Origin of the sequence: Streptomyces longwoodensis (assembly GCF_001514125.1) — a bacterium.
GTDB classification, from domain to species: Bacteria; Actinomycetota; Actinomycetes; order Streptomycetales; family Streptomycetaceae; genus Streptomyces; species Streptomyces longwoodensis.
Genome location: NZ_KQ948564.1, coordinates 57,586 through 69,381, shown reverse-complemented (window position 1 = coordinate 69,381; position 11,796 = coordinate 57,586). Strand labels below are relative to the sequence as shown.

Annotated in this window: 8 protein-coding genes; 4 read left to right on the top strand and 4 right to left on the bottom strand. The window is 72.4% G+C overall.

What is annotated here, in order from left to right:
* Positions 1-27: 27 nt before the first annotated feature.
* The gene (locus AQJ30_RS32730; RefSeq protein ID WP_107119755.1) at positions 28-1,524 is read right to left on the bottom strand and encodes an esterase; all 1,497 of its coding nucleotides are present in this window, start codon (positions 1,522-1,524) and stop codon (positions 28-30) included.
* 295 nt (positions 1,525-1,819) lie between these two features.
* Between AQJ30_RS32730 and AQJ30_RS32725 the strand changes: the two genes are divergently transcribed.
* From AQJ30_RS32725 to AQJ30_RS32710, 4 genes are all read left to right on the top strand, one after another.
* Positions 1,820-2,422 (top strand): acyltransferase, encoded by a 603-nt coding sequence (locus tag AQJ30_RS32725; protein WP_067241156.1) that lies wholly within the window; start codon positions 1,820-1,822, stop codon positions 2,420-2,422.
* Positions 2,423-2,766: 344 nt separating this feature from the next.
* Positions 2,767-3,870 (top strand): non-hydrolyzing UDP-N-acetylglucosamine 2-epimerase, encoded by a 1,104-nt coding sequence (gene wecB, locus AQJ30_RS32720; RefSeq protein ID WP_067241154.1) that lies wholly within the window; start codon positions 2,767-2,769, stop codon positions 3,868-3,870.
* A 201-nt stretch (positions 3,871-4,071) separates the two neighbouring features.
* Positions 4,072-5,316: a glycosyltransferase gene (locus tag AQJ30_RS32715; protein ID WP_079084464.1), complete on the top strand. Its 1,245-nt coding sequence runs from the start codon at positions 4,072-4,074 to the stop codon at positions 5,314-5,316.
* The gene (locus tag AQJ30_RS32710) at positions 5,313-7,469 is read left to right on the top strand and encodes a glycosyltransferase family protein (RefSeq protein WP_067241151.1); all 2,157 of its coding nucleotides are present in this window, start codon (positions 5,313-5,315) and stop codon (positions 7,467-7,469) included. Before AQJ30_RS32715 ends, AQJ30_RS32710 begins: the two co-directional genes overlap by 4 nt.
* An 85-nt stretch (positions 7,470-7,554) precedes the next feature.
* On the opposite strand, the gene galE is transcribed toward AQJ30_RS32710, so the two are convergent.
* The 3 genes from galE to AQJ30_RS32695 all read right to left on the bottom strand — a co-directional run bounded on the left by galE (position 7,555) and on the right by AQJ30_RS32695 (position 11,580).
* Positions 7,555-8,523: a UDP-glucose 4-epimerase GalE gene (galE, locus tag AQJ30_RS32705; RefSeq protein ID WP_067241149.1), complete on the bottom strand. Its 969-nt coding sequence runs from the start codon at positions 8,521-8,523 to the stop codon at positions 7,555-7,557.
* Positions 8,524-8,592: 69 nt separating this feature from the next.
* Positions 8,593-9,876: a nucleotide sugar dehydrogenase gene (locus tag AQJ30_RS32700; protein WP_067241147.1), complete on the bottom strand. Its 1,284-nt coding sequence runs from the start codon at positions 9,874-9,876 to the stop codon at positions 8,593-8,595.
* A gap of 9 nt (positions 9,877-9,885) precedes the next feature.
* Positions 9,886-11,580, bottom strand: coding sequence for a glycosyltransferase family 2 protein (locus AQJ30_RS32695; protein ID WP_067241145.1), 1,695 nt, complete (start codon positions 11,578-11,580; stop codon positions 9,886-9,888).
* Between the last annotated feature and the right edge of the window lie 216 nt (positions 11,581-11,796).

The window sequence follows — 11,796 nt, the reverse complement described above, 5'->3', positions numbered from 1 at the left end:
GGCGGGACGTCCGGCGGGGCCGGGCCGTCACCGGGCGGCCGCGCCGAAGGCGACGTCGCCGGCCGGGATGCCGCCCGTGCCGGGCTGGTACGTCACGGTCGGGGCGCCGCCGGAGGCCACGTTCCAGGGGAAGCCGTGCACCGCGTGGCCCTCGGCGGGGCCGTAGGGCATGCCGACGTAGAGCAGCGAGGGGGTCGCGGCCAGGGACAGGCCGGCCAGCTGGCGCGGGGCGGGTGTGCCGGGGATGCCGTAGCCGGGGTCGATCCACTGGTCGGAGCCGCCGGCCGCGCCGACCATCGGGACGACGAGGACGCCGCCCTTGTCGGCGTGCTCCTCGGACGACTCCTCGCCGGGGACGCCGATGGCGAGACGGGTGGTGGTGGCCGTGGAGGTGGCGCTCGGCGAGGTGTTGACGGCGGCGAGCCGCTTGCCGAAGAAGTCGCCCGCCTCCGCGTCGCCGTCGACGTCGGCGCTGTTCTGGTCGATCCAGGCGACCTCGGACCAGCTGCCGCTCGCCGTGATCCGGAAGACCTGGACGGCGCCGGCGTCGACGGTGGTGGACAGGTCCTCGCCGGGGACGCCGACCGCGAGCAGCGACTCGGTGGTGGAGGTGGCGCCGGCGGGGCGGTACGGGACCATCGCGAGGGCGTCGCCGAACTGGTCGCCGACCTCCTCGGCGCCGCTGATCGTGTCCTGGTCCTGGCCGAGGCCGCCGATGGGCTTGGGGTAGCCGTTGGTGAGGGCGTGGGTGAACAGGCCCACGCCGCCGGCGAAGGTGGTGGTGCCGAGGGCCTCGCCGGGGGTGCCGACCGCGAAGTGGGTCGGGGTGGCGGCGATGGACGAGCCGAAGCGGTCGTCCGGTTCGGCTGAGCCGGAGACGGCGCCGGCGACCTCGGTGTCCTGGCCCGTCATGGTGACCGTCTGGGCGGTGCCGCTGACGTAGTAGAAGGCGCCGGCGTCCTCGATGGTGCCGAGGGACTCGCCGGGGCTGCCGATCAGCAGGTAGGGCTGGCCGGCCGCGGTCTTCCCGGCTGCGACGGCGTAACCGACCCAGTCGTCGGCCTCGGCACCGCCGCCGAGCGGCTTGTCGGTGCCCTGGTAGAACTCCTTGACCGGCTTGCCGGCGTTGATCCCGCTCGGGGACCCGTAGATCAGGTGCACGGCGCCGGAGTCGACGTTCGTGCCGATGTCCTCGTACGGCTCGCCGACCGCGAGGTCGCTGCAGCCGTCGAGGTCCGCGTCGTAGACCGCCAGCGCGAAGCCGTAGCGGTCGCCCGTCTCGGGGACGCCGGGGATCGCGTCGAGCGCCTGAGTGAGCGTCACCGTCCCCTTGCCGCCGCCGTACACGACGTTGATGGCCCCGGCCCTGGCGACCCCGTCGACGGTCGCCTCGGGGTCGGCGATCACGGTGTCCCGTGCGCCGTCACCGTTGAAGTCCGAGTCGACGCCCGAGGGACAGGCGACGGCGGCCGCGGCGGGCGAACCGCCGTTCCCGACCCCCCAGGACAGCAGTACTCCGGTCATCGCGAGGGCAGCACAGAGCCGCCCCCCTTTCCCCACCCTTGACACACACGCCCCGTAGATAAAGAGATCCAAAAAATGGTCAAGGGATCATCGCTTTGCGTGAAGTGCACATGCAATACCCGCTGCGATTTCCAGGGACATGACATGAATCACGTTTGGCCACAGCATGCACACAGCACGTACACGAAACGACCGCTTCGTCGGGGCCCCGCACCCCCGCGGCCGCCGTGTGACGGCCGGACCGCCCCTTCGCCGTATGCTCGCCGGGCGAGGCCGAAGAGCGGAAGGCGGAGAAGTGAACTACAGGGTCCAGCCCAGTGCGCAGGTCGACGAGAGCGCCGAGATCGGTGCGGGCAGCAGCGTGTGGGATCTCGCACAGATCCGCGAGGGCGCCCGGCTCGGCGAGGGCTGCGTGGTCGGCCGGGGCGCCTACGTCGGCTCGGGCGTGCGCATGGGCGACAACTGCAAGCTGCAGAACTACGCGCTGGTCTACGAGCCGGCCGAGCTCGGCGACGGCGTGTTCGTCGGCCCGGCCGTGGTGCTCACCAACGACCACAACCCGCGCTCGGTGGACCCCGAGGGCAAGCAGAAGCGCGGCGGCGACTGGGAGGCCGTCGGGGTGCGCATCGCCGACGGCGCCTCGATCGGGGCGCGCTCGGTGTGCGTGGCGCCGCTCACCATCGGCCGCTGGGCGATGGTCGCCGCAGGCGCCGTCGTCACCAAGGACGTGCCCGACTTCGCGCTCGTCGTGGGCGTGCCCGCGCGGCAGGTCGGCTGGGTCGGGCGCGCGGGCGTGCGCCTCGTGGAGAAGGACGCCGAGCCGGGCGTGTGGGAGTGCCCGCAGACCGGCGCCCTGTACGACGAGAAGGACGGCACCCTCACCGAGCGCGCGCTTTAGGGGCGCCCCGGGCAGCGGCCCGCGGCCGCAGGGCAACCATTCGGGCCCCCCGGGCATCCCATAGAAGGGGGATCCGTGGTTCGGTGGGCGTGCGCGGCCGGTTCACTCAATCGTTATCCGGCGGTCGTACGGGCCCGAACCCGCTGTCTGACCACGGCATGAACACGTCGTGACGCCCCGCGCCCGCTCCGGCCGCGGGGCTGGTCAGCACGTGAGTTGCCTACCATTACGTGCGGAAAGATCCGACAAAGATCTGCCGCGCAGGTCCGGCGACCCGGATCCGCCGATCAGATCCGCCGACACAGATCCGCCGACACAGATCCGACCGAGAAGAAGAGTGCTCAGTGAAAGTCATCAGCATCGTCGGGGCCCGTCCTCAACTGGTGAAGCTCGCGCCCATCGCCGCGGCCTTCGCCAGGACTGAGCACGAGCACGTCATCGTGCACACCGGGCAGCATTACGACGCGGACCTCTCCGACGTCTTCTTCTCCGGCCTCGGCATCCCGGACCCCGACGTCCACCTCGGCGTCGGCTCCGGCAGCCACGGCGTGCAGACCGGCTCGGTGCTCTCCGCGCTCGACCCGGTGCTGGACCGCGAGCAGCCCGACTGGGTCCTCGTCTACGGCGACACCAACTCCACCATCGCCGGCGCGCTGTCCGCCGTGAAGATGCACCTGCCGGTCGCCCACCTGGAGGCCGGCCTGCGCTCCTTCAACCGGCGCATGCCGGAGGAGCACAACCGCGTCCTCACCGACCACTGCGCCGACCTGCTGCTGGCCCCGACCGAGGAGGCCATGCGCCACCTCGCGGCGGAGGGCCTGGCGGACCGCGCCCGGCTGGCCGGTGACGTGATGGTCGACATCTGCCTGCGCATCCGCGACCAGGTCCGGGCCGGCGAGTTCCCGGCGCCCGAGCTGCCCGAGGGCATCGACCCCGCCGAGCCGTTCCTGCTGGCGACCCTGCACCGCCCGGACAACACCGACGACCCCGAGCGGCTGTCGGCGATCCTCGGCTCGCTGGCCAAGCTGCCGGTGCCGGTGGCGCTCGCCGCCCACCCCCGGCTGGTCTCCCGCGCCGAGGCGCACGGCATCGACCTGGCCCAGGGCAACATCCACGTCGGCCGTCCGCTGCCGTACGCGAGCCTGGTCGCCGCCGTCCTCGCCTCCGTCGGCGTGGTCACCGACTCGGGCGGCCTCCAGAAGGAGGCCTTCCTGCTGGAGCGCATCTGCACCACCATCCGCCCGGAGACCGAGTGGGTGGAGACCGTCGACACCGGGTGGAACGTGCTCGTCCCGGACCCGCACACGCTCGCGCCGGACGAACTGGCCGCGACCGTGACCCGTCCCGTGCCCGCCGGCGACCCCGGCACCCCGTACGGCGACGGCAGGGCCGCCGAGAACGTCGTACGCCTCATGGAGGAGTGGAAGGAGGGCCGCCGGCACGCGTGACGCGGTCCGCCGGACCCCTCGGCCGCCCGGACACCGGGCGGCCGTCCGTAACCGGTTCCCGCGCACGTCACCGTGCTAGCGTCGACAGCTATGGCATCGTCTCCCCCGTCCCCGTCCGGCCCGCCCGCGGAAGGCAGGCGGCCGCACGTCATCTACCTCGCCATCGGGTTCCCGCCCGCCGCGAAGAGCTCCACCTACCGCATGCGCGAGACCGCCAACCAGTTCGTGAAGGTCGGCTGGGACGTCACGGTGGTCAACATCGCCCGGGAGTCCTGGGAGCTCGACTCCGGCATCGACCTCTCCCTGCTGGACGCGGTCGACCCGCGCGTCGAGATCGTCGAACTGCCCCTGGCCCGTGAGGACCTGGAGACGGACCTCCGCCTCTACGACGAGGCCCGCGCCCTCAACCCCAACGGCTGGGTCGCCTCGCTGCGCCGCCGCCAGACGAAGACGTTCCCCGAGCCGAACTTCGGCGAGTGGCGCTCCGACCTGGAGCAGGCCGTCGCGAAGATCCACCGGGAGAAGACGGCCGACCTGGTGCTCGCCAGCTGCGTGCCGTACGTGAACCTCGCCGCGGCCTGGAAGCTGTGGGAGGACGAACGCGTGCCCTACGCCGTCGACTTCCGCGACGGCTGGTCCATCGACGTCATCGACGGCGTCGAGGCCTTCGCCCGCGACTCCGAGGAGGGCCGCTGGGAGAAGAAGGTCCTCGACCAGGCCGTCTCCCTGTGGGTCGTCAACGACCCGATCGCCGAGCACTACCGGACCCGCTACCCGGAGTTCGCCGACCGCGTGCACGTGGTGCGCAACGGCTACGACGCGGACAGCTCCCCGGGCCGGGTGCACAACGCCGACCCGGACAAGGGCCTGGTCTTCGGCTACCTCGGCACGGTCAACTTCTCCATCCCGCACCTGGAGACGGTGCTGAACGCCTGGCGGGCGGCCCGCGAGAAGGAGCCCCTGCTGGCCCACGCGCGCTTCGAGCTGCGCGGCCACATCGGCAACGGCGCCAACCGGGGCGCGAACCGGCACGCCGAGGTCCTCAAGGAGGCCGAGGCCGACGGCGTCTTCTTCGGCGGCCCCGCCGCCAAGGCCGAGGTGGCCTCGATCTACGCCGGCTGGGACGCCATGGTGCTGATCCTCATCGGCGGACGGTACGTCACCTCCGGCAAGGTCTACGAGTACATGGCGACCGGCCTGCCCATCGTCTCGGCGCACGCCGTCGAGCACGACGCCTCGAACGTGCTGCGCGGCCACCCGCTGTGGACCGGCGCGCCCGGCCTCGACGTCGAGGGGCTGACCGAGTCGTTCATCCGGGCCGCCCACATGGCCGTCGAGACGACCGACGAGGAGCACGCCGAAGCGATGGCCCACGCCAACCAGTTCACTCGCGAGGCGCTGATGTCCGTCGCCGTGAAGAACCTCGTCGAGGAGCTCGCCAAGTGACCGAAGTCCTGCTCGTCGCCTCCACCTGGCCGCAGTACGGCGTCCTGGCCGACTCGGTGCGCAAGTTCAACGCGCTCGGTGCGCGGGTCCGCCTCGCGGGCACGTTCCCCATGGACGCCGAGGGCGTACCGGAGCAGCTCGCCGAGAGCGAGCTGGCCGAACTGCACCAGCTGCCGCGCAACCTCAAGCACCGCAGCCAGGCGCTGCGCCGCCGGGCCAGCAAGTCCCCGGCGGGCCTGCGCGTGTGGATGCAGGCGGGGCGCGACTCCTGGCTGCGCTCGCGCGCCCGCAAGGCGGACGTCCTCGTCGCGCTCGACCCGGGCGCCGTGTACACGGTGTGGCGGCTCGCGGAGTTCAACCGCGCCGCGCCCGCCCGGTTCGGCCTGGCGCCCGCGCTGAAGGCCGTCGAGGAGCTGAAGGCGCAGGGCGGTACCGCCGGTGCCCGCGGCTCCGTGCTGCCGCCGCTGCACGCCATCACCCGTGACGTGAAGCGGACCGTGGACCACCTGCCCGCGCAGATCGTCCGCGCCGCGACCCCCCGCCCGGTGATGCGCTCCGGCGTCGGTGCCCGGCTGTGGCGCTCCGCCGTCACCGCGCCCGGCATGCCGACCAAGGTGCGCGCCGCGACCTCGCGTTACGTCGCCGAGGGCATGCGCTGGGCGGGCCGCACCAGCGGTGCGGCGCTGACCCTGGCCGACGCCGCCGCGAAGATCCCCGACCTCAAGCTCAAGGCCGACCTCTACGACGAGGCCGCGATGCAGGAGATCGGCAAGGGCATCAGCCCGCGCGGCATCGAGAAGGCGGTGGCGGCCCGACTGGCGCTCGCCGACGCCGAGTTCGCCAAGGGCCACGTCAAGGAGGCCGCGGAGGCGCTGAACCGGGCGCTGTTCCTGGACTTCCACCGAGTGCTGCACATCGACCAGCTCTCCAGCCCGCTGGCGAGGGACGCGCAGGGCTTCGTCGCCCCGCTGTACCGCTCGACGGCGATGCAGGCCCTGAGCCGGCCGCGCGGCCGCAGGGCACCGGCGGCGCCCGCGCCGACCGACCGCCCGCTGCGGCTGCTGGTCACCACCAGCGCCAACGACAACTTCCTGCACCTGATCAAGGAGCACTTCGGCGACCACCCGGGCGTCGAGCTGCGCTACCTGGACCTGGCCGCCAACAAGCACCTCAAGCGCATCTCCTGGGCCGCGCCGCGGATGCTGCAGGACCGGCTGACCGACGGGGAGAGCGACTACCACGAGGAGGTGGAGCGCCTGATGCGGCCCCACCTCGACTGGGCCGACACGGTGTTCCTGGAGTGGGCGGCGGGCCCCGCCGGCATGCTGACCACGATCGACCCGGGCACCACCCGTGTCGTGGTGCGCCTGCACAGCTACGAGGCGTTCACCCGCTGGCCGCACATGACGGACTTCTCGCGCGTCGACGACCTGGTGTTCGTCGCCCCGCACGTGAAGGACCTGACCACGTCGCTGGTGCCGATGCTGCGCGGCGAGCACGCCCCGCGCTTCCACGTCCTCGACAACGCGATGGACCTGGCGGGCTTCGACCGGCCCAAGTCGCCCGAGGCGCGCTTCAACCTCGGTCTGGTCGGCATCAGCCAGGTCGCCAAGGACCCCAAGTGGGCCATCGACGTCCTGCAGCGGGTCCGCAAGCACGACGACCGCTACCGGCTGCTGCTGGTCGGCGGCGACATGGACCGCAGGACCAGCAAGGCCACCCGGGACTACCTGCGCGAGTTCGAGCAGATGCTCCAGCCGCTGGAGGAGTCCGGCGCGGTGGTCCGCCTCGGCCCGACGGACGACGTGCCGGGCAAGCTCGTCGACATCGGTACGATCCTCAGCTCCTCGGTGCGTGAGGGCTGCCACGTCGGTCTGATGGAGGGGGCGGCCAGCGGTGCCGTCCCGGTGGTGCGCGACTGGCCGTTCTACGCGGGCAAGCCGAACAGCGCCCGCACCCTCTACCCGGAGGGCTGGGTCGTGGGGTCCCCGCAGGAGGCGGCCGAGCGGATCCTGAAGACGACGGCCACCGAGGAGGCCTGGCGCGCGGCGGGCGAGCTGGCCACCCAGCACGCGCTGACCGTGTGGGACTGGCCGGTGGTGCAGAAGCACTTCGAGGAGCTGTTCCTGGGCGAGGACCTCGGCCGGAAGTAGCTCCGGCGAGCGACCGTGCACATGACTGAGGCCCCCCGGACTCCTCCGGGGGGCCTCAGTCGTTCGGCCGGGCACCTGGCGGGTCTCACGGGTGGCGCAGTCGCCACCCGGCCCACGCCGACTCGACCATCTCGCGCACGCCGCGTTCGGCGCTCCAGCCCAGCTCCGCGCGGATGCGGTCCGCCGAGGCCACCACGCGCGCCGGATCGCCGGGCCGCCGCTCGGCCACCTTCGGCCGGACGTCCGTACGGCCCGCGACCTCCTGGACGAGACCGACCATCTCGGCGACCGAGACGCCCTCGCCGCGGCCGATGTTGAGGACCAGCCGGGCCCCCGGGTCGGCGGCCAGCCGGCGCGCGGCGGCCACGTGCGCGGAGGCGATGTCCTCGACGTGGATGTAGTCCCGCACGCAGGTGCCGTCGGGCGTGGGGTAGTCGTCGCCGAAGATCCACGGCGCCTCGCCCGCGTCCAGCCGCTCGAAGACCATGGGGACCAGGTTGAAGACCCCGTCGTCGCCGAGCTCGGGGGTCGCGGCGCCCGCCACGTTGAAGTAGCGCAGCGACGCGGTCGCCATGCCGTGCCGGGCGCCCACCGCCGACACCAGCCACTCCCCCGCGAGCTTCGTCTCGCCGTAGGGGTTGATGGGCGCGCACGGCGTCTCCTCGGTGACGAGGTCGACGTCGGGCATGCCGTAGACGGCGGCGGACGAGGAGAACAGGAAGCGGTCCACGCCGGCCTCGACGGCCGCGTCGAGCAGGACGCGCAGGCCCTCGACGTTCTCGCGGTAGTAGTACAGCGGTCGCTCGACGGACTCGGCGACCTGCTTCTTGCCCGCGATGTGCACCACGCCGGTCACCGCGTGCGCGCGCAGCACCCGGGCCACCGTGTCGCGGTCGAGCACGGTGCCGACCTCCAACGGCACGCCGTCCGGGAGCCGTTCGGCGCGTCCGGTGCTCAGGTCGTCGAGGACGACGACGCGCTCACCGGCGTCCTGCATCGCCTTCACCACGTGGGAGCCGATGAATCCGGCGCCGCCCGTGATCAGCCAGGTCATGGGAAACCTTCCTGCACAAGGGCCCCGCCCCGGGGTGCGGGGCGGGGCCACTGCGTGACTCTTCGGGGGTCAGCCGCCGATGACGACCCGGCGGACGCCCTTCCAGGCCTCCGGGTCGGTGGTGCGGCGGCCGTCGACGAGGACCGTGACGTCCGGCAGGTCGGCCGGGGTCAGCGTGCGGTACTCGGCGTGGTCGGCCTGGAGGATGGCGGCCGTGACCGTCTCGCCCTGGTGCGGGGTCAGCCCGTGCGCGGCCAGCTCCTCGGCCGTGTACATCGGGTCGGAGACGTACGGCTGGGCACCGCGCGCCCGGAGCGCCTCGACGGTCGGGAACACGCCCGAGAAGGCCGTCTCCTTGACCCCGCCGCGGTAGGCGGCGCCCAGCACCAGCACGTTGACGCCGGTCAGGTCGCCGTAGGCGGCGGCCAGCAGGTCCACGGCGTACTCCGGCATCGCGGCGTTCGCCTCGCGGGCGGAGCGCACCACGGTGGCCGACGGGTCGTTCCACAGGTACATCCGCGGGTAGATCGGGATGCAGTGGCCGCCGACGGCGATGCCCGGCTGGTGGATGTGGCTGTAGGGCTGCGAGTTGCAGGCCTCGATGACCTTCTTGACGTCGATGCCGTTCTGGTCGGCGAAGCGGGCGAACTGGTTCGCCAGGCCGATGTTGACGTCCCGGTAGGTGGTCTCGGCGAGCTTGGCCAGCTCGGACGCCTCAGCGGTGCCCAGGTCCCACACGCCGTTGGGCTGGGGCAGGTCGCCGCGCTCGTCGAAGTCGAGGACCTGCTCGTAGAACGCCACACCGCGCTGCGTCGACGCCTCGTCGATGCCGCCGACGAGCTTGGGGTAGCGGCGCAGGTCGGCGAAGACCCGGCCGGTCAGCACGCGCTCCGGGGAGAACACCAGGTGGAAGTCCTCGCCGGCGGTCAGGCCGGAGCCCTCGGCGAGCATCGGCGCCCAGCGGGTGCGGGTGGTGCCGACGGGCAGCGTCGTCTCGTACGACACCAGCGTGCCGGGCTTGAGGCCCTGGGCGATCGCCTTGGTCGCGGAGTCCATCCAGCCGAAGTCCGGCACGCCCTCGGCGTCCACGAACAGCGGGACGACCACGACGACGGCCTCGGACTGCGCGACCGCGGACGCGGTGTCCGTGGTGGCGCTCAGCAGGCCGGCGTCGACGGCCTGCTTGAGCTTGACGTCCAGGTCGTGCTCGCCGGGGAAGGGCTCGACACCGGCGTTGACCAGCTCGACGACCTTCTCGTTGACGTCGGCGCCGATGACCTTGTGGCCCTTCGACGCGAACTGCACGGCCAGCGGAAGCCCGATCTTGCCGAGCGCTACTACACAGATGTTCATGGACAGTGGCTACTTCCTACGGGACTTCTGCTTGGTCTTCAGCACGGGCCTGAGCGCGCGCTTCAGCGTGGACTTCAGCTTCCGCCTCAGCTTCCCCGCGAAGCCCCGCAGGGCCTCGAACGCCAGGGTGTGCCTCGGCGTGTGCATCCGGGCCGTGTGCACCACCACCCGGCCCTTGTCGTTGACGAGGGCGGACGCGCGGTACGGGTCCTCCTCGCGGCCCCAGCGGCGGGCCAGCGGCATCGGCTTGCCGGTGCCGCGCACCGGGATCTCGTACGTCGACCCGGCGACGTCCAGGTAGACGCGCACGCCCAGCTTCACGGTACGGCGTTCCAGCGGGACGCGGGCGCGCAGCACCGTGGCGGTGCCGTCCTCGGCCGGCTCTGCGGTGACCTCGCCGACCGGGGCGGGCAGTTCACGCCCGGCGGGCACGCGGCGGGCGCCGGGCTTGTCGGCCGACTTGGGCATGGCGCCCTGCACGAGCCGCAGGGTGGCGCCCCGGACGTCGCCGACGACGGGGACCCGCACGGACGCGGTGTACAGCAGGTCGTCGCCCGGCTGCTCCCAGGCGGACGCCAGCAGGTCGGTGCCCTGCGCGAGGTGCGCGGCGACCGACTCGCCGAGGACGGCGAAGGTGCGGTCGGGCAGCCCCAGGCGCGGGTCGCGGAAGCCGGGCCAGCGGACGTACGCGCCGTCGGCGTCGAGGAGCAACGGCGGTGTGCGCCCGTCGCGTTCGGCGCTGATGGCCTCGGTCAGCTCGTCGACGGCGCCGGCCTGGGCGAGCGCGATGCGCACCCGGCGCTTGACGTCCATGGCGTCACGGATGCCGTCGGTGAAGTAGGCGCCCGCGAGCTTGGCGATGCCGGCGCAGAGGTCCTCGCGCAGCGAGCGCTCCAGGCCCGGGAAGTCGTCCTGTACGAGCTTGGCCAGCTCCCAGGTGAAGTGCCGGCGCAGCACGGAGTCCCGGGTCGGGCCCGCCTCGACCAGGGAGGCCGTGAACTCCATGATCTCGGCGGTGCAGCGCAGCCGGGACAGGTGGTCGGCGCGGTAGGTGATGTTGCTGGCGTCGCCGCGCTTGACGGCGTAGTAGCAGACGTAGTCGGCGACGACGGAGATCTTCCGCGCGCGCACGCACGCCTCGATGGTGAACGGCTGGTCGCTGCCCACCGGCAGGTGCTCGGGGAAGCGCAGCTTGTGCTTCTCGACGAGTTCGCGGCGGAACAGCTTGGTGTTGGCCAGGGTGAACGGCAGCGCGGAGTCGTCCAGGGTGACGTCCCGGTTGCCGTCCTTGTACAGCGCCTGGTGCACGTAGCGCCCGTTGGTGCCGACCATCCGGCCGACGACGACATCCGCGCCGCGCCGGTCGGCCTCGGTCACCATGCGCTCCAGGGCTTCCTCGCCGAGGTAGTCGTCGGAGCCGATGAAGTACACGTACCGCCCGGTGGCGATCTCCAGCGCCCGGTTGCTGGGCGCGGCGGGGCCGCCGGAGTTGGCCTGGTGGATCACCTTGACGGTGTCCGGGTAGCGCTCGGCGAACCGGTCGAGTTCGCGGCCGCTGTCGTCGGTGGAGCCGTCGTCGACCGCGACGATCTCCAGCCGGTCGCGGCCGATGCTCTGCCCCACCAGGGAGTTCAGGCACTCCGTCAGGTAGGGCATGGTGTTGTAGACAGCGACGATCACACTGACGTCGGGAACGGCACTCATATTCCGGCTCCTGGTCGCCGACGGCCGGTCCGTGGCCGGGCGGTGAGGGGAAGGACTCGCGTGGGGGTGGAGCGCTCGGACGCGAGGTGCCGGAAGCGGGCCCTAGTCATGGGTCCCCGCCCGTCTGATGCTGCCCGGTGAACCGGTCAGCGAGCCCCCGTGCCCGCTGCCGAGGAGCGGCACAGCGCGGGTGTGCGCGGGCCGCTCCGTCGACGG

Excerpts from the sequence above, each read along its gene's own strand:
- AQJ30_RS32730 (WP_107119755.1), bottom strand. The coding sequence starts at position 1,524 with ATGACCGGAGTACTGCTGTCCTGGGGGGTCGGGAACGGCGGTTCGCCC.
- AQJ30_RS32715 (WP_079084464.1), top strand. The coding sequence starts at position 4,072 with ATGCGCGAGACCGCCAACCAGTTCGTGAAGGTCGGCTGGGACGTCACG.
- galE (WP_067241149.1), bottom strand. The coding sequence starts at position 8,523 with ATGACCTGGCTGATCACGGGCGGCGCCGGATTCATCGGCTCCCACGTG.
- AQJ30_RS32700 (WP_067241147.1), bottom strand. The coding sequence starts at position 9,876 with ATGAACATCTGTGTAGTAGCGCTCGGCAAGATCGGGCTTCCGCTGGCC.
- AQJ30_RS32695 (WP_067241145.1), bottom strand. The coding sequence starts at position 11,580 with ATGAGTGCCGTTCCCGACGTCAGTGTGATCGTCGCTGTCTACAACACC.